Origin of the sequence: Psychrobacter sp. M13, assembly GCF_030718935.1 — a bacterium.
Taxonomy (GTDB): Bacteria; Pseudomonadota; Gammaproteobacteria; order Pseudomonadales; family Moraxellaceae; genus Psychrobacter; species Psychrobacter immobilis_G.
Genome location: NZ_CP132194.1, coordinates 818,033 through 841,034 on the forward strand (window position 1 = coordinate 818,033; position 23,002 = coordinate 841,034).

Annotated in this window: 20 protein-coding genes; 14 read left to right on the forward strand and 6 right to left on the reverse strand. The window is 42.9% G+C overall.

From position 1 onward, the window contains the following. Positions 1–30: 30 nt before the first annotated feature. The 3 genes from Q9G97_RS03565 to Q9G97_RS03575 all read left to right on the forward strand — a co-directional run bounded on the left by Q9G97_RS03565 (position 31) and on the right by Q9G97_RS03575 (position 2,671). Positions 31–672, forward strand: a complete 642-nt coding sequence (locus tag Q9G97_RS03565; protein ID WP_305899729.1) for a PIN domain-containing protein — start codon at positions 31–33, stop codon at positions 670–672. Positions 673–702: 30 nt separating this feature from the next. Further along, on the forward strand, positions 703–1,980 hold the full coding sequence (locus Q9G97_RS03570) for a hypothetical protein (protein WP_305899730.1): 1,278 nt from the start codon (positions 703–705) through the stop codon (positions 1,978–1,980). A gap of 70 nt (positions 1,981–2,050) precedes the next feature. Beyond that, positions 2,051–2,671, forward strand: coding sequence for an OmpA family protein (locus Q9G97_RS03575; RefSeq protein WP_305899731.1), 621 nt, complete (start codon positions 2,051–2,053; stop codon positions 2,669–2,671). A 43-nt stretch (positions 2,672–2,714) separates the two neighbouring features. Here Q9G97_RS03575 and Q9G97_RS03580 read toward each other — a convergent pair whose 3' ends face one another. After that, complete coding sequence (locus Q9G97_RS03580) at positions 2,715–3,626, reverse strand: lysine exporter LysO family protein (protein WP_305899732.1); 912 nt, start codon at positions 3,624–3,626, stop codon at positions 2,715–2,717. A gap of 242 nt (positions 3,627–3,868) precedes the next feature. Here Q9G97_RS03580 and Q9G97_RS03585 point away from each other — a divergent pair, with 242 nt between their 5' ends. From Q9G97_RS03585 to Q9G97_RS03595, 3 genes are read left to right on the forward strand one after another with little or no spacing between them, the layout of a single operon-like run. Next, positions 3,869–6,481: an alpha/beta fold hydrolase gene (locus Q9G97_RS03585; protein ID WP_305899733.1), complete on the forward strand. Its 2,613-nt coding sequence runs from the start codon at positions 3,869–3,871 to the stop codon at positions 6,479–6,481. Beyond that, on the forward strand, positions 6,478–7,665 hold the full coding sequence (locus Q9G97_RS03590; protein ID WP_305899734.1) for a patatin-like phospholipase family protein: 1,188 nt from the start codon (positions 6,478–6,480) through the stop codon (positions 7,663–7,665). Before Q9G97_RS03585 ends, Q9G97_RS03590 begins: the two co-directional genes overlap by 4 nt. A 9-nt stretch (positions 7,666–7,674) precedes the next feature. Continuing rightward, positions 7,675–8,478: an SDR family oxidoreductase gene (locus Q9G97_RS03595; RefSeq protein WP_305899735.1), complete on the forward strand. Its 804-nt coding sequence runs from the start codon at positions 7,675–7,677 to the stop codon at positions 8,476–8,478. A gap of 11 nt (positions 8,479–8,489) precedes the next feature. Here the strand turns inward: Q9G97_RS03595 and Q9G97_RS03600 are convergent, their stop codons facing one another. The 3 genes from Q9G97_RS03600 to nadA form a co-directional block, all read right to left on the reverse strand. After that, a complete protein-coding gene (locus Q9G97_RS03600) occupies positions 8,490–9,443 on the reverse strand; it encodes a phosphatidate cytidylyltransferase (protein ID WP_305899736.1) in 954 nt (317 codons plus the stop codon). Positions 9,444–9,537: 94 nt separating this feature from the next. Further along, positions 9,538–11,433: an L-aspartate oxidase gene (gene nadB / locus Q9G97_RS03605; RefSeq protein WP_305899737.1), complete on the reverse strand. Its 1,896-nt coding sequence runs from the start codon at positions 11,431–11,433 to the stop codon at positions 9,538–9,540. A 1-nt stretch (position 11,434) separates the two neighbouring features. After that, entirely contained in the window at positions 11,435–12,574 is a 1,140-nt protein-coding gene (nadA, locus tag Q9G97_RS03610) for a quinolinate synthase NadA (protein WP_305899738.1), read from the reverse strand. Positions 12,575–12,834: 260 nt separating this feature from the next. On the opposite strand from nadA, the gene Q9G97_RS03615 reads away from it, so the two are divergent. The 4 genes from Q9G97_RS03615 (at position 12,835) to Q9G97_RS03630 (ending at position 17,642) form a co-directional block, all read left to right on the forward strand. Then, complete coding sequence (locus Q9G97_RS03615; protein WP_305899739.1) at positions 12,835–13,791, forward strand: hypothetical protein; 957 nt, start codon at positions 12,835–12,837, stop codon at positions 13,789–13,791. Between the two features lie 362 nt (positions 13,792–14,153). Further along, positions 14,154–15,050, forward strand: a complete 897-nt coding sequence (gene nadC, locus Q9G97_RS03620) for a carboxylating nicotinate-nucleotide diphosphorylase (RefSeq protein WP_305899740.1) — start codon at positions 14,154–14,156, stop codon at positions 15,048–15,050. 441 nt (positions 15,051–15,491) lie between these two features. Then, a complete protein-coding gene (locus tag Q9G97_RS03625) occupies positions 15,492–16,133 on the forward strand; it encodes a MarC family protein (protein ID WP_305899741.1) in 642 nt (213 codons plus the stop codon). A gap of 126 nt (positions 16,134–16,259) precedes the next feature. Further along, positions 16,260–17,642 carry an NAD(P)-binding domain-containing protein gene (locus Q9G97_RS03630; RefSeq protein WP_305899742.1) on the forward strand — a complete coding sequence of 461 codons (1,383 nt, stop codon included), beginning with the start codon at positions 16,260–16,262 and terminating at the stop codon, positions 17,640–17,642. A 108-nt stretch (positions 17,643–17,750) separates the two neighbouring features. Here Q9G97_RS03630 and Q9G97_RS03635 read toward each other — a convergent pair whose 3' ends face one another. After that, on the reverse strand, positions 17,751–18,353 hold the full coding sequence (locus Q9G97_RS03635) for a LysE/ArgO family amino acid transporter (RefSeq protein WP_305899743.1): 603 nt from the start codon (positions 18,351–18,353) through the stop codon (positions 17,751–17,753). A gap of 281 nt (positions 18,354–18,634) precedes the next feature. Here Q9G97_RS03635 and Q9G97_RS03640 point away from each other — a divergent pair, with 281 nt between their 5' ends. The 3 genes from Q9G97_RS03640 to Q9G97_RS03650 are packed head-to-tail and all read left to right on the forward strand — an operon-like array spanning position 18,635 to position 20,572. After that, entirely contained in the window at positions 18,635–19,363 is a 729-nt protein-coding gene (locus Q9G97_RS03640) for a hypothetical protein (protein ID WP_305899744.1), read from the forward strand. 12 nt (positions 19,364–19,375) lie between these two features. Beyond that, positions 19,376–20,023, forward strand: a complete 648-nt coding sequence (locus Q9G97_RS03645) for a hypothetical protein (protein ID WP_305899745.1) — start codon at positions 19,376–19,378, stop codon at positions 20,021–20,023. A 9-nt stretch (positions 20,024–20,032) separates the two neighbouring features. Next, entirely contained in the window at positions 20,033–20,572 is a 540-nt protein-coding gene (locus Q9G97_RS03650; RefSeq protein WP_305899746.1) for a hypothetical protein, read from the forward strand. A 61-nt stretch (positions 20,573–20,633) separates the two neighbouring features. Here Q9G97_RS03650 and rluB read toward each other — a convergent pair whose 3' ends face one another. Then, a complete protein-coding gene (rluB, locus tag Q9G97_RS03655) occupies positions 20,634–21,557 on the reverse strand; it encodes a 23S rRNA pseudouridine(2605) synthase RluB (protein WP_305899747.1) in 924 nt (307 codons plus the stop codon). A 368-nt stretch (positions 21,558–21,925) separates the two neighbouring features. On the opposite strand from rluB, the gene Q9G97_RS03660 reads away from it, so the two are divergent. Continuing rightward, positions 21,926–22,999, forward strand: a complete 1,074-nt coding sequence (locus tag Q9G97_RS03660; protein ID WP_305899748.1) for a polysaccharide biosynthesis/export family protein — start codon at positions 21,926–21,928, stop codon at positions 22,997–22,999. Positions 23,000–23,002 lie beyond the last annotated feature (3 nt).

A 23,002-nucleotide genomic window follows, 5' to 3' on the forward strand; every position in this document is an offset into this window, starting at 1 on the left:
TAACTAATAGCAAATAATAAGAATATTTTGATGAAGCATATTTTAGTTGACTATGAAAGCATTCAACCAAAAAACTTCGATACTATGAACACAAATGAGTGTCATGTATGGTTGTTTTTAGGCGTTAATCAGCAGAAAAGTCTACCGCTTGAGTTGGTGGAAACCTTGCTTGGATTCGATAATAAAAATGTGCATATCATTAAGATGCAGCATGTAGGTAAAAATGCATTAGATTTTTATTTATCGTTTTATTTGGGCAAAATATCTGAGATTGACCCTCAAGCCAGTATTTGTATTGTAGCCAGAGATAGTGGTTATAATGTTTTAGTTGAGCATCTAAACACTGTTTATAATGGCTTGGATATTGTGCGTTTAGCAGATACCAATGAGCTTTATCCTAATGATGAGTTGGATAAAGTGGCTACTATCACTACTGCTACGCCAAAAGCAGAAAAGAACAAAAGTTCTGCTACGATATATCAACGCGCAATAGCATCAATAAGAGAAAAACCTATAAGCACTCGACCCTCAAAAAAATCAAGCTTGATAAATTATCTTAAAAGCTATTTACGCGATGAAGACCCCAAAGCAATTGATAATGTCGTTAAACAGATGGTTAATAATAAAGTAATAATAGTATCCAATACTAATAAGCTTAGCTACAAAATATAAAAATCTAACTAAAACGATTAGGCAAACCCCATGCTCATCCCTAAATACTGGGCGCAACATAAGCAGCGCTTTGATGCAAAACCTGAAACTAACAGCACCTTAAAACAAGCTACTATCAAGCGCTATGGCTGGTCAGATGTTAGTCAAGCCGATGCTCTTATTCATGCTAAGGAGCGAGTTATTGAGGCGCATAAGCGCTGGCTGGCTGGTGAAGATATCGTCCGTCGTGAACGCGCGGAGCAGTATAACCAAAGCAATGTCATCCCGATACGTGAAGCGATCATTTCCAAGTCCATCTTTTCTAACAATAAATCAACCACTCAAGTAATCGTCACGCGTAATAGCTATGGCGCGCAAGTCGCTAACGTCAATAATGTTGCCATTATCGATGTTGATACTATTGATTTACTGCTTCATATATATCCTAACGACTATACCAACTACGATAGATTTATCAACGCAACGCCTACACTGTCTACAAACATAAAGCTTTCTGACAATAAATCATCAATCAATACACCGAAAAAATCAGCTTCCATGAAACTGCAAGTTTGGGGTTTTGTTATTATGGCGATCCTCATAGCGAGCTTTATAGCTTGGCAGTCGCTATCGTGGGCTTGGTTGATTATACCGATGTTCATTGGTACGGCATTGTTATGGCGGCAAGCCAGCAAGAATGAGCAAGCCCACTACCAGGAAAACCAGCAAAAGTATGAGACGCACTTAGCTGAGCTACAGCCGTTTATGACGGGTCTAATTGGGAAGCGAGTTATTCGTCATCCAGATGAGCAGTTTCGACTGTATGAAACTCCTGCTGGATTTCGCATTATCGCCACTCACGCTACTATTTTGCCAAGCGATGATATCGTTGCAGAGTGGTTCAAATACTTCCACGCCGATGATAACTATGCACGCTTATGCCAAATGCAGCAGTGCTTTCGGGCGCGTCTAACAGCTAAGCCTTGGCGGATGACTGAGGTTAATGACAATAAATTAGACAAACAAATTCCTGCTAATAACTTTTGGTTTATCGATACCAGCCTTGATGATGTTAGCTTAGATGAAAGACTTGATGCGATGGATGAAGAGCAGTATGACGACTTTGAAAAGCAGCAAGCTGAACTAGACGCGCGTCAGCAATGGATTGAGCGTTATGATAATTTTGCTAAAAATTATAAAGCTTGTTGTTATGTAAGAAGTTTTGGTGCTCAACAGGGCAATAACCGCTTAGCCCTAAAAGCTATTAATGAGTTTGTAGAGTGGCATGATAGCGCTTGTCAGGTGGATAAAGGCTTGCCGATGGGGTAATGATATTTCGCTTAATGAACTTACCCTAAATAGAAAAAGCAGCTTTTAACCATTTCAAGGAAGAATGATTATGACTATTAAAATAAAATGCTACAGCGCTTTATTATTAACGGCATCTACCAGTCTAGTAGGCTGTCAATCTATCGAAATTGTAGCGCCTCAGACCACACCACAAGATAGACCTATTATGATTATGAAAGCAGATATTCCTGATTCAGATGGCGATGGGGTGTTTGATGATATAGATGAGTGTCCACAAACGCCAACTAATGTAGTCACGGATGAGCGAGGTTGTCCAATATCTGTAGATATATTAGAAGGTCATTTCTATGGAGGTATACTTCCTTTTCCAATGAATAGTAGCCAACCTAGTGCTACTACTCTTAAAACTCTTAAAGGCTTTGCAAATGTAGATGAGGAATGCATTATTATATTGAGTGGACACATTAGCAAGTATGAGGATACTGAAAGAAATAAAACGCTAGCAAAGAATCGTGTTGAATTTGTCAAAAATTATATAATTATGAATTATCAGGTTAATCCTAAGCAGATTGAAACGGCTCATTATGGCAGCGAAAGATCAAAAGCGTCTAGTGAAAGTTATGAGGATAGCAAAATAGATCAAAGAGTTGATGTTAGAATGGAGTATAACGATAACTGTCGCAAACCACTTAGCATGAATAACAAATAGATGACGCTTTGGTAAATAGTAAGGGAATTATCAAAATTTATACTTATCCCAAAGACGAAAATAAAACCATCAGCACAGGCGAGACAATATTAATAATAAAGCCAAAGCTAATCGCTAATGGCACAACCTTTAATCCGCCTGATTGCTGGATAATTGGTAGGGTAAAATCAAGGCTAGTCGCACCACCGAGCCCGACTGACGCAGAAGGATATTTACGCATAAACACGGGGATAAATATCAGCGCAAAGAACTCACGGATTAAGTCATTAAATAGCGCCACACTGCCCCAAATTGCGCCATAAGCATCAGTCATCACGATAGCCGATAGCGAGTACCAACCAAATCCTGAAGCAAGTGCTAAGCCCTTTGTCCATGATACATCAGCGAATATCAGCGCAAATAATAGCCCACCAACCAATACCGCCACTGTAAAAATAATGCTCATCTCTACGCCACGCTTATTGAGTAGCACCTCTTTAAGCGTAATCCCTGAACCTTTGAGTCCAATACCGACCAATAGGATTAATATCATTAGCATAATAGTCATCGTGTTTTCAGGCGGCATATAACCTGCTGGCAAGAAATAACCGATCACCATACCAATCACCACACAAACCACTTGTACTAAGCTGCCGCGAATACTGACGCGATGCTCTTTTGACTTTACGCTTGGTTTTTTGGCGTCCCAAGGGTTCAGATGGTCAAATAGCATTAGCCCAAATAGACCAGTGCCGATAGTGAGTATCGATAATACGGTGACATAGAGCGCTATTTCACCTATTTGACTGCCCAAGCCTTCAACTTGTGATAGCTCAATCCCAATTAATGTTAAGATAATAAATACTAAATAAGTCAGCCCTTTATCAGCAAAGGCGGTCATCTTATGATTGGAGGGAATGGCAAAGCCAATAAATAATGGCGTTAATACTAAAACTAGGGTGAGTAGACTTTCCATACGGGCGGCTCGAAATAGCGGACTTATTTGTAAATGTTCAACAGACCCTAAATAAGGACATGGTGTTTTTATAGGCTGAGAATTGTATCATAAGCTATCTCATACACTGCTATGCGTCAGTAAAATTGTTCAGGTTTCTATAGTAATCGATATCACTTTTGACAAAGTCAGTTAAGCATTTACCTCACCGATGTTTGCTGCTACATTAATAGCATTCTGCTTGTGAAGTGTTAGCCAAATCTATGTCTTTATACCAGCTTAAGTCTCAATTTCAAGACCAATTACGACCGCTCAGCGATGCGCTAGTCGAGCGTCAATTTACCGCCAATCAGGTGACAGTATCAGCGCTAGTATTAAGTGTGGGTACGGCCTATATGATCTATAGACCTGCGCAAAGCCAGCCGCGACTATGGTTGCTACTGCCGACCTCATTGTTTGTGCGGATGGGACTTAATGCCATTGATGGCATGATGGCGCGCGAGCATGGGCAGGCCTCGACGCTTGGTGCGTGGCTCAATGAGGCAGGTGATATAATTGCTGATACGGCTTTGATAGCCAGTCTGTCGCCGCATCTTAATAATATTAAAGCGGATGCTCATAAATTAGGATTTGTTGAATCTAATTCGTATATTAATAAGCATTATATTGTCATTATTAATATGCTCAGTACTAGCACTGAACTGCTGGCTGTTATCAGTAATATAAGCTTTAAAGAGCGAGCCAATCAAGGGCCTCTAGGCAAAAGTGATCGGGCTTTGGTGCTAGGAGTTATGGGTACTTGGATAGGTACAAAGCTACCATTTGCGACGTTAACGCTTAAACCGTTAATGTTATTGACTCAAGCGTTACTGCTCAAGACTTGTTCAAATCGTATGCGTTTTATAGCGGAGCTTTATCTACTGCGTAACCCGCCAATCTCTAGGCTTGAAAATAACGCGCTTTCTATCGCTAGTCACCCCTCGGAGTTTAACCTTATGCCAACCCCTTCTTTAGACGCAGATATGCACCAAGTCATCACAGGCGAGAGCTGTTATAACGCTTACGATGGCACAGCGATTTTTTATCGTTATTGGCTGACTTATTCTTTAAGTGCAATGCCATTAGCTGAGATTAAAAATACAGACCAGCCATTACGACAAGTCATTCTTTTGCATAGAGGGCATGAGCACTCAGGACGCCTAAATGAGATTGGCGAGCAGTATGCTGGGGCAGGCTATCAAGTTTTTGCTTGGGATGCGCGTGGTAATGGGCGCTCAGGCGGTATCAAAGATCATGCGGCAAGTGTCACTGAGCTGGAGCGTGATTTAGAGGATTTTGTGCAGCTCGTTATCAGTCAGACGGGTATTGCTATCGAAGATACGCTAGTAGTCGCGAGCAGTATTGGTGCGGTATTAGCCGCCGCTTGGGTGCACGATTATGCGCCTAACATTCGCGGGATGATCTTAGGTACACCCGCGCTTAGTATTCGTTTGTATATACCGTTTGCGATCCCTTCGTTAAAAGTTGCTCGTGTGCTGGGTCTGATGTCACGGGTGAGTAGCTATGTAAAAGCGCAAGTATTGACCCATGATAAGGAAGCTCAGCAAGCTTATAACGCCGATCCACTGATATCGAATAGTATTTCAACCGACTTATTGATCGATACTCATGCGACAGGACAGCGCTTACTTGATGATGCAGCAGCGATTACTGTGCCGACCTTTGTACTCTGTGCGGGTAGAGACTACGTGGTCGATAAGCAAGCTGAGCGCCAGTTTTATGAAGCGATTAATACTGATAATAAGCGCTGGCAGCTCTATCCCGATAGCTATCATGCGATCTTTCATGAGACTAATAAAGCCGATGTTATTGCTGATTGTATTGAGTTCGCCGAGCACCTATTTAGTAGCGATACGCCAAGTGCCAATTTACGTAGCGCGCATTTGAATAGCGCCAGTAAAGATAAAGTCGATCGGTTAGCGATTAAGCCATTTAACCCAAGCTTTGCTATTACGCGCTTTGCTATGCAAAAATTCGGTCATATCAGCGATGCTATTGCTACAGGACTTGAGCATGGCTTTGACTCGGGCAACTCGCTCGATCATGTCTATTATAATCAACCCAGCGGTAAAGGCGCGATTGGACAAGCCGTCGATAAGTTCTATCTGAGTAATATTGGCTGGCAAGGCATTCGTATTCGCCGTGAGCATATATTAGAGTTAGCAGCTCAGGCGCTTGATAAAATTCAAGCAAACAATGACATAGCAAATCAGCCTCAGCAATTTAAGCTATTAGACATTGCCAGTGGTCATGGCTACTATGTTTTTGATCTATTGACCCAGTTCGATAATCTACAAGCTGAACTGCGTGATTATGATTCACATAACATCCAAGCGCTACAAGCTAAAGCCGAGAGCTTAGCGATGGCTGATCGAGTGCTAGCTTATAAAAAGGATGCTTTTGATTCTGCCAGCTATCAGTCTGAGCAGGGTGATAAAAAATTCGATATCGCTATTGCCTCTGGTGTATTTGAATTGTTCTCAGACAATACTTTACCTGCGACAGCTTTAGCAGGAATATATGCTAGCCTAAAAGCTGACGGCTATTTGTTATACACCAATCAGCCTTGGCATCCTGAGCAAGAGTTTATTAGTAAAACCTTAAATAATCATCGGGGTAGTGATTGGGTCATGCGTTGTCGCTCACAAGCTGAAATGGATCAGCTGGTCGATGATGCAGGTTTTGAAAAAGTGGCGATGCGCATTGATCGCTTTGGTATTTTTACGGTGTCATTAGCTAAAAAGCGTCAAGTAGTAGACAACAACGTTTCTAAGTTAGCTGAGCCAAATAAAAAAAGCCAGGCTGATAATCAATGAGTGACGCGGTAAATAAACTTTATAAGCGCGTGCAGCTGTTCTCGGGCGGCGGCTCACGCTTTGGTTATTATTTAGGCAGTTATGCGGCATTAGTTGAGCATGATCTGCGACCAGATATCATCCTTGGTACTTGCGGTGGTAGTCTAGCGGCATTGCTAGTACAAATAGCGCCTGACCCTGAGCAGTTGCAACAGCTGGCTTATAGCCGTGAGTTGTATCGAGTCATCAAAGCCATTAGGCATGTGGATGCTACTGAGGCGACTATTAAACTAAAACTACGTTATAGCTTGAATGCTATTGAGCGTTGGCGCTTGTCTCGTAATAGTACTCGCCATAAGCACTATCAAGGTAAAGACAATCATGAGCGGCTAATAGACGAGCTACAACAACTAGCGATGTTTCGAGTTGATAACGAAACGCAGTGGCTTGATGAGCTATTACGCTTTTTGCCAAGTGAAAAAAGCAGCGGTAATTTTACCAGTACCGCGCCAGATATAGCGATTATTGCTAGTCGTTTACGACAAACGGTTGGTGCTTCAAGCTTGACTAATAATACAGCTCAGCTACAAGAATTACTCTTTGCGTCAAAACGTTTATCACTAGCAGATAGCCATTTTTTTAAAAACCCTTTGTCATCGCCTGCCCATGCTTTTGCTAACGGACGTATCAATCAGTCAGTAAAGATAATTACCGAGTGGGATATAGCAACGGCGGTACGCGCATCGATGGCGGATATGTATTACCTGCCACCGATACATGATCAAGATTTGGGTTGGTGCTTAGGTGGGGTAATTAATCTGACGCCTATTGAGCTGGCTTGTACGCTTGCCGATACGGTATTTGCGGAAACCAAAGCAGGTTATGATTCTTGGCTGGCAGCTCCTGCGATTCAACGCATCTTTGGCTTTGATCCCAATCAGCGCTTGGCGCAAGTGCATGATTTCTTACCACCAACTATACATCACAGCGAAAACAACAAGCAAAATAACAGCCAGCTCCATTGGCTACCGTTCGCGGATAATGGTCAGCAATTGATCGGCTCAGTGCGCAAACGCTTTAGTATTAAGCAGATGACCGTGGCGCTGATTCATCATGATTACGATGGCTTTGTCCAGACGATGCAAGCGCAATGGCAGTATGGCTATCAGCGCACCACTGACTATATCCAGCAGCAGCAATTATAAGCGATAACTATGAGTGTTTTAATCAAAGATGATGCCCCGCACCTCATTGTAATAGGCGGCACTAGCGGTATAGGATTAGCGCTGGCTTTGCAGCATCAAAAGCTTGGCTGGCAGGTTACCATAGTTGGAAGTAATGAAAATAAGATTACCAAGCTTAATCTTGAGCATCCTGATATTAGGACTTATCGCTGTGATTTAACGGACTTGATACAGCGTCAGAGATTAATGACAGAGTTATCTAAGGTACGTTTTGAGCGACTTATTTATAGTGCAGGTAGCTATACTAATGAGCGAGTGCATACCCTAAATCAAGTCGATAGCGAGCAGATTTTAGCGATTAATCTGCAAGCTTTTCAAGATATATTTAGCTGGGCCAGTCAGCAGTTAAAAAGCCAAGCTTTAGAGGGAGACAAAGCTCATGCTGATAAGTTAAGTTTACTCTGTATCGCCTCGATTGCGGGTACTCTCGACTATCCTTATGCTAGCCTTTATGCCAAGAGCAAGCGAGCAATGATAGCTACGAGTAGTGCCTATCGGATAGCACTCGCCCCTTTTCATATTCAAGTCACTTGCATTGCATCGGGTTATATTGACACTCAAGCGCTACGCGATTTGAATAACGGTGATGCCAGCCATAAGCCGTTTATTATTAGTATTGATAAGGCAGTCAGTCATATCATGCAAGCTATCGATAACAATGTAGAGCTTGGCGTATTTCCACGGCCTATGCGCTATATTGTTCACGCTTTAAACCATCTTCCTAAACCGCTGTTAAATCGATTATTACGCGCCAAAGTAGATAAAGATAATTAATAAGCTGTCGTCTAACCAAAAACCCAATAAGCTACTGTAAATAACGGCACCCCAATCAATAAACTATCTATCCTATCCAGCACGCCGCCATGTCCTGCCAGCATAGTTCCTGTATCTTTGACCCCATGTTGACGCTTAAAGGCGGATTCTAATAAATCTCCTGCAATCCCGCTGACCGCTAGTCCATAAGCGACTACAAAGCATAGCCACCAAGCAAAAGGCGTTAGCCAAATACCTAATAAAGTAGCTAGCAAAGCTGATAATAAGCTACCAAACACAGCGCCTTCGATACTTTTATTGGGACTGATTCTAGGGGCAAGCCCGCGTTTAAACCATTTACCTTTAAATAGCTTGCCGCATAAGAATTGCGCAATATCATTAAACTGACTGGCGAATAACACAAACAGTAATATTCCGTATTCACCGCGCTGCCAAGTTAGCAGTTGCAAACAAACTAAGCTGATAATGAGTAACATAAAGGCCAAGCCAAAAGTGATATCCAAAGTATTTAGATAGGCATAGGGCTGAATAAGGTTTGGCTGCTGAGGACTAAGATAATTACGCCTAGTAGCACTATTTGAGATAGTAATATTGCTTGAGTCATTAACGGTGAATTTGCTTGGGTAGGGAATAGCGACGACTTTGGCTTGTAGACCACGAGCTTGTAGCTTAACAATGAGCCGCTCCTTACTCTCTAAGCGCCAGAGACGACTTATCTCATAACTACCGCGTAGACCAATCAGCACAAAAAAACCTACCAACAAGTATTGATAGGGTTGCTCGCTATGACGAGTGATTTTGGCAATGAGATAACAGCTACAAAGCGCCGCTAACATCCACCACCACGAGCGCGCAATCAGATAAATAGTTGGCAGACGCTTACGCAGTTTTGGCAAGGCAAGTGCGCCCCAAACGACACTAACCACTGTCATCAATCCAATAATAAATAGGGTATCAGTCGTCATGGTAGTAACGCTCTAATTAGATATTCAAGGACACATAAAAGCTTGCGAAGATAGCGACCGTTATAAACCAAAAGTGACTGTCTATCTAAACTATTTAAACAAAGCTCGCAGCTTGTAGATCGTCATTATTAGCACTTTTAGTCTTATAGTACCAGTTTTCACTATCTACTATATCCGCTGAGCTTGGCATAATGATACTAATTTTGGGCCGGCTTGCCATATTAGGATAGTCTTGACGATAATGACCACCACGACTTTCACAGCGCTGATAAGCGGATTGCACAATCAAAGTTGCTAATTGTAGCTGGCGTGCCAGTTGAAAGCGGTCTAATTCATTAAGTGTAGCAGAACTAGGGTTGGCCGTTAAGGTTTCCTTTGATAGCTCTACATTCCATGGATCATATTTATCATGGTTCATAGCGGTGATATCTTGCTGCCACTGTTGTATTTGTCGTAATGCTCGCTCTAATTGCTTGGCATGACGAGTAATACCTAGATGACTGCTCATTAAGGCTTTTAGCTCAGCGCTGATAGTTGCTGTATCAGCAATATCAGTAGTAACGCTTTTAGTGTGAGAAAACGTGTTAAAAGGTGTGATTGCTGATTTCTTGATTGATAAAGTTATTCGCTCATAGTCCTCAACTATAGGGGATGACCATTGATAATCTGTTAAGTAAGCTGGCAAATGAGCGGCAATATTGCGTCCAACGGCTACGCATTCTAATAGCGAGTTACTGGCTAAGCGGTTGGCCCCGTGTAGACCAGTATACGCCACTTCACCAGCGGCATATAATCCTCGTACATCCGTTAGACCACTACTACAAGTCACGATACCGCCGCAGCTATAGTGGGCGGTTGGCGCAACGGGAATCGGGTCAGTGGTGATATCTAATCCTAACGCTAATAGCGTCTGATAAATCTGCGGAAAATGCTGCTTTATAAATGTCGCTGGCAAGTGACTGACATCCAAATGTACAAAGCCCAAACCATTACTTGCAATTTGTGCTGCTATCGCACGCGCGACAATATCTCGCGGTGCTAATTCTGCACGCTCATCAATATCTAGCATAAAACGCTCGCCAGTCTTCGGGCAAGACAGGTATCCGCCTTCACCGCGCAGCGCTTCTGATATTAGAAAGCTACTATCAGCTAGTGCCAAACCTGTCGGATGAAACTGTACAAACTCTAAATTAGCAAGGCGACAGCCTGCCTGCCATGCCATCATAACGCCATCACCGACACAGACATTAGGCGCGCTGGCACGAGCGAACAATTGACCTAATCCGCCACTGGCCATAACCACGGCGCGACTATGAATAGCCAGCTGCTGCTGAGTACTATGATCAAAAACGATCGCCCCAAAACAGTGCTGCTGATGGCTCTGGTTAGCGGACTTGTTATTAGTGGATTTGTTATTAACAAGTTTATTGTCAGCGTCTGTAGACTTGGTTAATAAAGTTAAAGCCTCATGAAAAGGTAAAATAGTGATATTAGTGGCCAATTGTGTTTTTGCGATGAGCGCCTGCATAATATGGCGACCCGTAGCATCATCAGCATGTGCCACGCGCCGACAGCCGTGACCACCTTCTTTAGTCAAATGCAGATCACTAGTATTTGTAGTCGTATTAGTATTAGATAGACGATTAGTGTCATTCAGTGGAATCTGAGTAAAAGGCACACCTTGAGCACATAACCACTGCACTGCTTGCCGACCTTGACTTAGAATACTAGCAGTATTGTCAGGCGCACATAACCCTGCACCAGCGATTAAGGTATCAGCAACATGGTCACTGACGCTATCGTCTTTGGCTAAGCTTGCCGCGATACCACCTTGGGCATAATGACTTGAGCACGCTTGCAAGTCAGCTTTGCTTAATACGATGATCTTAAGTGATTTGGGTAAAGCCAGCGCGGTACTGAGACCTGCCAGTCCTGCGCCAATTATTAGGACATCAGTATAAATCACCTTAGTATTAGCTAAAGAAATCATTTTAGGCTGCCCCAACATCAGCAAACAGCTCACGGTCTTTGACTATATCGCCACTAGCTGCTACGCGTTGATTGTTATTAGCAGCAAAATCGAGCATACGCTGTAGTGGCTTGCGTGCAGCTGTTGCCATCTCTTGCGTTAGTAAGACTTCACCGCTGTTATTAATTAAGCACTGCTCAACCCCTTGCAACGCATTCATCGCCATCCAAGGACAAAAGGCACAGCTTTTACAACTGGCGCTCTTGCCAGCCGTTGGCGCTGCCAAAAAGCGTTTCTCTGGTGAGCGCTTTTGCATCTCATGCAGGATGCCTAAATCGGTCGCTACTATAAAAGTATCCGCATCTAGCTCATAAGTGGATTGTAGTAGCTTGCTGGTCGAGCCGACGACATCAGCGAGCGCGACGACGCTATCAGGTGATTCAGGGTGGACTAATACTTTGGCCTTTGGGTGCTCAGACTTTAACTGCTCAAGCTCTATCGCCTTAAACTCATTATGCACCAGACAAGAGCCTTGCCATAGCAGCATATCCGCGCCTGTCTCTTGCGCGATATACTGACCCAAATGGCGATCAGGACCCCAAATGATAGTCTCACCTTGCGCATGCAGATGACGGACAATATCGATGCCAACCGATGAGGTCACTACCCAATCGGCCCGTGCTTTGACTGCGGCACTAGTATTAGCATAGACCACTACCGTACGCTCTGGGTGAGCATCACAAAACGCTGAGAATTCATCAACTGGGCAGCCTAAGTCCAGCGAGCACTCAGCCTCTAGGTCTGGCATGAGGATAGTCTTATCCATACTCAAAATCTTTGCCGACTCGCCCATAAAACGTACGCCTGCGACGACTAAAGTCTGAGCGCTGTGCGCTTGCCCAAAGCGCGCCATCTCTAGCGAGTCTCCGACACAGCCACCTGTTGCCAGTGCCAAGTCTTGGATAAAAGGGTCAACATAATAGTGAGCGACCAGCACGGCATTATTATCAATAAGTAATCGCTTGATGTTAGCCTCAACTTCTAAACGTTTGGCGCGTGGCAGATCTGCAGGCATCTTAGCCTTGGCATATTCGATATTAAGCTGAATGGCGTTGCGTTTATCAGTGCTAAGTAGTGGCGCGTCATAAGGATAAGTCGTCATAGTGAACCCTTTTTGAGATTAATATTTTAGATGAAGAAACAATGAGCGAAATAAGTAAGTTGATTTAATTATGCTCATTTTGAGCATTAATACAAGTTATTTTTATATTATTTTGCTTTAAAATAGCTTTGACGATGATGACTTTGTCTTTTAAAAGTATAAACAGCGCCTTGAAAAGGTTATTCAGGCTATACTGATTAGCATGTTTTTTTATGGCGATAGCGTTAATAATTAATAATTAATGAGAGTAATTGTAAAATATGACTATGTCTTATTCACATGCGCACCAACAGGGCAGTGGCACTACCGAAGTCGTTGCCGTGCTGGTTGCTATTACTGATCATACCGCACGAGTATTGACAGTAGATCAAGGTAAGCTTCTACCTAATGGGCCACTTATGCCGTTGCATCGCTCATTACAAGCGGGTGTGCGCCAATGGGTAGAAGAGCAAACTCAGCAGCCAATGGGTTATCTTGAGCAGCTGTATACCTTTGTCGATACTAATAGACGCAACATCGACGGTCATGCCTTGGTCTATGTCAGCTATTTAGGACTGGTGCAAGAAACTCAGACGGCACAGCTACAGACCGCAGCGATTTGGCGTGATTGGTATGATTATTTCCCTTGGGAGAATCATTTGCTAGGTCGACCTATCGTGATTACTGAGCTGATTGTACCGGCTCTTGAGGCATGGGCTAAGAGTGCTGAGAGTGATCTTATTAAGAAGCGCCGCCAGCAACGTATTGGACTATGTTGGGGTATCGGCGCTCATGAGTGGGTGACTGAGCACGCTTTGCTACGTTACGAGATGCTCTATGAAGCGGAATTAATTCCAGAAGCGCCTAACTATCAGCCAGATAAGCTAGCGGCTGGTCAGGCGAAGCTACTAGGTATGCCGATGTACTACGATCATAGAAGAGTCATCGTGACCGCTATCTCCAGATTGCGTGCCAAGATAGAATACCGACCATTAATCTTTGGGCTAATGAGCGAGGTGTTTACTTTGTCTCAGTTGCAACAAAGTATTGAATCACTATCAGGCGTGAGCTTACATAAGCAAAATTTCCGCCGTCTACTTGACTCGCAAAATCTAGTAGTGCCTACAGGGGAGAGTAGTAGCGCCCAGCGCGGTCGCCCTGCCAAGCTGTATCGCTTCGCTCATGATATCGAGCTGCAAAGCCTACTTATGGACAGCAAACTGCCCAAACGCAAGTAGTTGTAGTGAGGTGAATGTAAGCTTTTCGTATTTTGATAAAACAAACAACAGGTATAGTTAGTCCGATATAAAAACGTTACAGCGTGACGGGTATCTGTTTTCAGCAGCCTCTGTCAGCGTAGACACAGCAAGCAATAAAAATTGATACCAGTTGCGCGGCATAATAATACGTAAATGTATTATTTAGTATCGATTACATGCAAAGTTAAAATATAAAGTGATAGATAACAAAGCTTAAATTTAGATAAGAATGACATACTTTTTTATATAAATAATCAACAACTCTTGCAGGCATGCTTACTTTACGTTATATTTATGCTCATTTTGAGTTTAATTAACTTTGAATAGGTTAAAAGATAATTATGAGCAGACAAGTAGAGTCAGCGAAGCATTCAGAACCAGCCAAGTATGCAGAGCCCGCATTGAATCGAGTATTATTAGAGCCTTTAGTGACAGCTGCATTAGCAGAGGATTTAGGTCGGCGCGGCGATGTGACCTCGCAAGCTACCATACCAGCAAACAGACAAGCGCAACTACAAATTCGCGCACGGCAAGCTGGCATCATTTGCGGGATGGACTTAGCACGTTTAGCCTTTGCGTTGGTTGATAGCCAAATTGAATTTGTAGCATGCGTGAGCGATGGTGAGCGAGTAGCGGCTGATACCGTATTAGCGACGGTTCGCGGTAATGCCAGACACCTTTTGACCGCTGAGCGTACGGCTCTGAACTTTTTGACGCACTTAAGTGGTATTGCGACAGCGACTCAGCAGATCCTCGATAGCGTAGCCGATTATCCTGCGCAGATCACTTGTACGCGTAAGACCATTCCAGGTCTGCGTATTGTGCAAAAGTACGCCGTACGTTGCGGGGGCGGTCGTAATCATCGCTTAGGATTAGATGATGCGATACTAATCAAAGACAATCATATTGCCATTGCAGGTGATATTACGACTGCTATCAAGCAAGCGCAAGAGTTTGCAGGACATCTGATACCGATAGAGGTTGAGGTTGATACCTTAGCGCAGTTAAAGCTCGCACTGGAAGCAGGCGTCAGCTTAGTATTGCTAGATAATATGGCGCCCGATATTTTGCAGCAGGCCGTCGAACTTTGTAAAGGCCGCGCTAAAACCGAAGCTTCTGGCGGTATTACGCCCGAGAGCGTACAAGCCGTCGCCGCAACAGGTGTTGATTTTATCGCGATGGGCTATTTGACCCACAGTACTACTGCGTTAGATATTGGGCTTGATTTTAGTGCTTAAGCTTATTTTAGTCAGCAATATTTTAATGAGCTATAGCCATATTAGTAAAGGTAGGTTTTTACATGAATACTCCGTTCTCAACTTAATATAGATCTTTGTAGGCTGGATTTTTAACCCAGCTTTAATCTCTTACAAAGTATCAATGCTGGGTTAAAAACCCAGCCTACGCCAAAAATTAATCCTAGTTGAGAGTAGTGTATTAATAGGTCTTAATTTACGCTGAGATTTCACTAGGTTTGTGTATCGAACAGTGAGTCATAAATGACACAAAGGTAATGATTTAATTCACTTATCCGCCTATGGTACAATGCGCAAAATAGCACGGCGATAGCCTATCGCTGCTAATTAAATATGGGGTCATCGTTGCAATTGCACGGTGGCCTTCTCTTTTGCCAAAACTTATGTTTAATAAGAAGTTATCAATAGACGAGTGAGCGTTTAGTGAACACTGAAATTATCAAAATTATCTTAGCTTTTATGGTACTGATCAATCCATTTAGCGCGTTAACCTTGTTTTTGGACTTAACCCGCGGCTACTCGATGACCAATCGACGTAAAGTGGCGCGTATTGCTTGTTTGACTATTTTTATCACTATTAGCTTTTTTACCGTAGCAGGCGAGACTTTACTCAAGGCATTAGGTATCTCTATCGGCTCGTTTCAGCTAGCAGGCGGTATATTGGTATTTTTAATCGCGCTTAATATGATGAACGGCGATGGTAATCCGGTCAAACCCGATCAAGAAAACTTCGATGTTGATCATGTCACTAGCTCGCCACCGACGACAGCCGCTGCGGTTGTGCCGCTCGCTATTCCGATGATGATTGGGCCTGGCGGTATCTCAACGGTTATTATTTACTCCTCACAAGTCTCAGGTATTTTGCAAGTATCCGCTATCATTATCGCGGGACTGTTGATTAGCCTGTTTTGCTATTTAGCGCTAATGGCAGCAGGGCGTATCAGCCGCGTACTAGGTGATACAGGTCTTAATATTATGAGCCGAATTATGGGTATGCTGCTAGCGGCGGTATCTATCGAAATTATTGTCAGCGGTTTACGTACACTGTTTCCTGATTTGCTATAAGGCTTTACCAAAACCATTAGAATGATTGTTTTTCAATGGCTTATCAACTACCTATGATAAGCCAATTTAGGTTTAGGTATAAAAATATGTTATAATATTGATCTAATATTCTAACAGGAGTGAATCTTGAACAACAAAAAAATTGCTATTTTAGGTGCAGGTCCTAGTGGTTTAGCACAATTACGTGCTTTTGAAGCAGCTCGTTTAGCGGGTGCTACCAATTTGCCTGAGATAGTTTGTTATGAGAAACAAAATGCTATTGGCGGTATGTGGAATTATAACTGGCGTACTGGTTTAGATAGAAATGGTGAACCTGTTCACGGCAGTATGTATCGTTATTTGTGGTCGAATGGCCCAAAAGAATGTTTAGAGTTTGCTGATTATTCGTTTGAAGAACATTTTGGTAATCCTATCCCATCATATCCGCCTCGTGAAGTTTTAAAAGACTACATTATGGGTCGTATTGATAAGCAAGATATCCAAAAGTACATCCGCTTTGAGTGCCCCGTGCGTTGGGTAACTTTTGATGATGAAACACAGTTGTTCACCGTCACCGTTATGAATCATAAGACTGGTGAACAAGAAGTAGAAGAGTTCGATTATGTGGTCGTTGCTACAGGTCATTTCTCAACGCCGAATATGCCTTATTTTGAAGGCTTAGAAGAGTTTCCTGGTCGCGTCTTACATGCGCATGATTTCCGTGATGCGCTAGAGTTTAAAGGCGAGGATATCTTACTCGTAGGCAGTAGTTATTCAGCAGAAGATATTGGTACGCAGTGTTATAAGTACGGAACTAAGTCAGTGACTATTAGCTACCGTACCAAAGCCTTGGGTTACGACTGGCCAGAAGGTATTGAAGAGGTGCCGCTGCTCACCCATTTTGAAGGCGATGTGGCGTATTTTGCCGATGGTAGCAGTAAGACTTTTGATGCCATTATTATGTGCACAGGTTATCTATTCCATTTCCCGTTTATGCCAGACGAATTACGTTTGCAAACGCATAACTGCCTATATCCAGCAAACCTTTACAAAGGGATCTTTTGGCAGCCTAATCCAAAGCTTATCTACTTAGGTATGCAGGATCAGTACTTTACCTTTAACATGTTCGATGCGCAGGCTTGGTATGCTCGTGACGTGATGATGGGTGAGATCGACTTGCCAGATCTAGCGACTCGTACAGAAGATGAGAATCATTGGTTAGCGACTTACGATGATACGGTAACGGTTAACGATTCAATTGATTTTCAAGCCAGCTATATCCGTGATTTGACCAACTCTACGGACTATCCAGAGTTTGCTGTAGAAAAGCAGGCCGATATCCTAAAGCAGTGGCAGATCGATAAAGTCAGTAACATTATGGGCTTTAGAGAAAAAGCCTATCGTTCGACTTTGACAGGTACGCTAGCGCCAGAGCTACCAGAGCCTTGGTTAGATGTCCTTGATGATTCGCTTGAACACTTTTTGAACTTAACCTTTGTTAAACCAACCAAGCGCAAAAAAGCCTCTTAAAAACTCGGTTATTAATAATTGAGTGAGTTATAAAAAACCAAACATCCTTAAATAGAGTGTTTGGTTTTTTATTACCTTTGAATTTTATGAATAAAATTATTTTTAATATTAACTACTATAAAGATGCCATGCTAAATACAGCATTAACACACCAACCAAGCCATCTAATATGTTCCACGCTTTTGGTTTGGTAAATAACGGCTTAAGCAAGCGCGCACCATAGCCAAGCGCAAAGAAAAAGCAGAACGAGGCACTAACAGCGCCCAGCCCAAACAGTAATTTACTGTCCGCGCCTGTTGAAACCATGCCAACTAGCACCAAAGTATCTAGATAGACATGCGGATTGAGCCAAGTAAAACCGATACAAAGTAATATCGCCTTTTTTAGACTAGTTACTACCGCTCCCTCAGTATCGAGTGCATGTGATATGCGCATACTGGCATAGAGACTTTGCAGACCATAGCCCAACAAAAAGATAACCCCTGCAACTTTGGCTATAGTCACCACTTGCGGGAAGCGCGCAGTAACCGCGCCAAACCCTGCGACCCCAGCAGAGATGAGTAGGGCATCGCTGACCGCACAAAACAGGCAAACTATAAATACATGCTCACGCCTTAATCCTTGTTTGAGAACAAAAGCATTCTGTGAGCCGATAGCGATAATTAAGGATAGGCCGAGCAAAAACCCAGAAGTATAATCTATAAGATTCATAAGATAGAGTCATTCTTAAAATAGCGTAGTGAAAGTTTTAAGTCATAGTTCAAGGCGTATTCTGGGACACAGTTTAGCTTAGAGTGTTGACGTTTACTTACTGGCAGAGTCACAAAAAACTGGTAAGATACGCTGTTAGTTTAGCTTTTACAACCGTTATAAATGCTAGGCTAGTTTAGCTGGTTTTAGATATTAGCTTAGAGATGGAACCAAGATAAGAGCCTTGGCAAAGGTGTTGATATTAACAGTATTAGCTCTCACAGTGAGGAGCAGGGTAGGCTATGGTGGTAAGTTTAGCAAGAATGCTACAGTCATTTGCACAAGGATATGATGATCTACCAACGCAAGCGGCTAAAAATGCGCAGCAGACGGCTGAGATAATGACTGACGGCAGAGATGAACAAGTTACGGATATTGCTCTGAGGGCTCCCAAACGCGTTGAGCGAATTTGTGACGCTCTAGCACAAGTCAATGATATTCGCTCGCCGACGCCTTTAACCGATCGCTATTTGGCCAATCGCGCAGTATGGCGCTCGCCCAATCGCCCTCCGTTTGACCCTGATACCCTATGGACATTGAAACATGGACGCTGCCCGATTATGACTGAACTTATTGATGTGGTTGATGAGCCCACCCTGAACGCTATGCCTATCGAAGCGGTTGCGATATTAGATCGTATCAATGGCAAGCTCAAGCGCTATCGTGATTGGAGCGAAGAGCTAAATGATGAGCAACAGCAGCAGCACAATGAGCGTCAGTTTGTGATAGATAAGCTGGTCAAAGAGAGCATTCCTGAAGCCTTGCATCACTATGAGCAGCTACTGCGTTTTAGTCCGCATCGCACTAGGAATAATTTTGCACAAGGTAGTATGACCGCAGGTGATATGCTGACCGATTTATTTTTAGAGATCGACTATGAGCTTGATGAGCTATTAGATGAGCTGCATCAGACCGTACTCAATCGGTTAGCCTCAACCCATCGTTATGTCAAAAGCCGTACGCAAAATTAAAAGGAAGCCTTAATGACCCAAGTCACTGCTATGTTAGTCATGTTTGTTTTATATGGGGTACTGCCAGCAGCGGGTCTGTTTTTGGGCTATCGCGGTGTCAAAAAGCTTACCGCCCCTAAAATGCTAGAATATCAAGCTATGCCACAATTGGGTTATATTCCCGAAAAAAGCCTGCCCGCTGATGTAAGAACCGCTCTTGCTCAGATCAATGAAAAAGGCGAAAAGCTAAGTCTTATCTATGGTGATACTAATAATGACGGGCAGATCGATGATAAAGATACGGTTAATGAAACTTATATCATGATCCAAAACTTAATGGATCGCCATATCCCACAAGCGGTCGCTGATTATCGCCGTTTGCATGACTTGGATGGCGGGCGCGCTGATACTACCAAAATTAAGCACTCTAATGTCACAGGTAAAGAGGCGCTCTTAGATGTACTAGGCACGATCAATGTGCAATTCGATGACTTGCTCAATGCCTCTTATCATCAAGATGGACAAAAACTACTAGCGACCAATCGCTACTTGCAACAGCGCTTTGATACGCCAGTCACTCCAAATCAAGCACGTCAATCGATTGATATGATTACTAACCCTGCCAATATAGACGCTACAGATAATAATCGCACTATCGTTATAGATAGCGTTAAGGATTAAATTTAAAAGATGCTAATGTTGCTAGGTATGGGCGTGCTCAGTACCGTAACTGTTTTTTATTTAACTAAAAAAGGCTGGCATGCGCTGCATAAGGCGGTTGGTATTACGCCAGGGGTACTCACCTATCAAAACCCACAAGCTCGTTTATCTGTAGATACTCTAGTTTGGCGGAATCTAAGCTTGAATAAGCACCATCTAACGCATCTTTCAGAGTTACAATTGCGTCAGCTACAATACATCGATAAAAAGATAGACCTCTATCAAAGCTATCAGCAATCTGTAGAGCAGCAGAACATTACCCCAGCGCTAACAGAGCAGCAGTTTGTACTGCATAAGCTATTACATACACGCTTAGCAGAGATGCTAGCCAGCCATCATCATTTAGTTAGCGTGAGCAGTGACACTGACAAACAGGCTGAGGCCAATCAGCTTTTGCAAAACTTATTAGATAATATTGAGCAGCGCATAGATAATTTATTGGTACAGATTGAAAATAACAATTTGCAAGATCTACGAGTGATGAAGCAGTATATGGATAGTCATGATTAATAGATCATAAAAAGCGCTCAATGATAAATAATCATTGAGCACTTTTTATTTCTAGCTTGATCTAGCGTTTATTATTGCGATCGCGAGTATTGCGCGAACCGCGACTAGCAGGGCTACCGCTAGTCTTGGGCTTGCCGTCAGTACCAGTATTACGATTGCTCTCACTACGACGCGCTTTGAGCGGTTTGTTTTTAATACGCTCCTGCTTCTCTTTGGCCGCGCCATGCAATCCTGTACCATAACGCGGACGCATATTGACTAAGTCCGTCAGAGTATTGATGTCTTTTTTATCAAGCTCCAAAAAGCGACCGGTACGAAGCTCTTTTGGCAGAGCAATGCTACCGTAGCTGGTACGTAATAGACGACTCACCTTGAGACCTTGAGACTCAAACAGACGACGTACTTCACGGTTACGACCTTCTTTGAGCTTGACGTGATACCATTTATTGACGCCTTCACCGCCGCCGTCTTTGATATCTTCAAACTGCGCCATACCATCTTCTAACATTACCCCAGAAGTCAGGTTGCGAGCGATCTCAGAAGTGACTTCGCCTAATACGCGTACTGCATATTCGCGAGTAATCTCATTAGACGGATGCATCAAGCGATGCGCCATCTCGCCATCATTAGTGAACAATAGCAGCCCTGATGAGTTAATATCCAAACGACCGACCATGACCCAGCGATCATGAGTCAGTTTTGGCAAACGCTCAAATACCGTTGGACGACCTTCTGGATCATTAGCTGAGCAAATCTCGCCTTCGGGCTTGTAGTAGGCAATAACGCGGCGGCGTTTTTCGCTCTCAGCGGTATACTTGATCTGACGACCATCGACGCGAATCTCATCACCAGGGCTGACCCGATCGCCAATAGTAGCAGGGCCATTATTGACACTGACACGACCCGCTTTTATCACTTCTTCCATCTGACGGCGTGAGCCAAGACCCATGCGAGCGAGGGCTTTTTGCAGTTTTTCATCTTGCATAACGATATCCTTGAATCGGTATAGTTTACATTTCTCAATGTAGTGAATAGGGTAGATAATACGCATTATGCGCAGGTCGCTATTCTACGCTATTTATAGCTATAATACAGCTTTTGATAGTTATAATTTTAGAGCACTATTAAAGTACTAAAGGATATTTGTTTATAAGAACTCATATATTTTTGGATCAAAAATGCGAATATTAAAGATAATAGATGTGTTTTTTAATTAATAAGAGTTTATTAATTCGTAACCAATTATGCTATTATGGCTTTTTTTGTAATACAGATAAGATATTTATATAAAGACAGCTTTGGTTGGTTGTTGGTAACTACTATCTATTCCTAGGGTTTATAAAGGTTTTTATTATGGGTCAATCCTCTAAGCTATTAGGTGCAACCAGCTTACTACTAATCAGTTTGTTATCCGGCTGTGCAACTATCAACTCTGGTCTACAAGCGGGTGATTTACCGCCAGTAGGTAGCTTTGTAGCTGAGAACGGGCTACAGTTCAATGTGCAGCCTCTAAGCTTAGCCACATTGCCAGCACCACAAATATCAACACCCAGTAATGATATCTATCAGCTTATTAATAGCTCTACTAAGAAAGAATATCGTATCGCTCAAGGTGATGTTTTGAGCATTGTGCTTGTTGGTTATCCTGACATGAATAAAGCTAGTGAAACAGGTTATCCTGTAGATCAGCAGGGTTATGTACAGTTCCCACTAATAGGACGAATCAAAGCCAGCGGCATGAGCGTGCCACAGTTTACGGCTACCTTACAAAGTAAGCTCCAGCGCTACCTAAAGTACTCTGATCCACAAGTACAAATTATTAACTACCGTGGCAATAAGTTCTTCATCGATGGTGAAGTCAACAAGCCTGGTGAGTTTGCTATTAATGATGCACCTGTATCCTTGTATAGTGCTATTTCTATGGCAGGTGGTGCTACAGCTACTGGTGATTCAAATAGTCTAGTATTGAACCGTAACGGTAGAAACTATAATATTGGCCTGCAAGCTCTACGGCAAATAGGCTCATCAGGTAATCAAATATATCTGCAGGATGGTGATTCTATTCACGTCAATAGCCAAGATCGTAATAGAGTCTACGTACTGGGTGAATTTGGTAAAGTTGCACCTGTGCCAATACTGGAGCAAGGACTCAGCTTAGCGCAAGTATTAGGTGAATCACAAGGACTGAAATCATTTACGGCCAACGCTGCTAAAATATATGTGGTTCGTGATAACGTCGGGTACTCCTCAACCAATATCTATTACGTCGATATGCAATCGCTTACTAGCTTTCCTTTAGCCAATCGTTTTGAGATGCGACCTAATGATATTGTTTATGTCGATCCTACTGGTCTGACGCGCTGGAATCGTGTTCTTAGTGCACTTTTACCATCTACATCAGCAATCAATACCCTTTCAGGTCTATAGGTT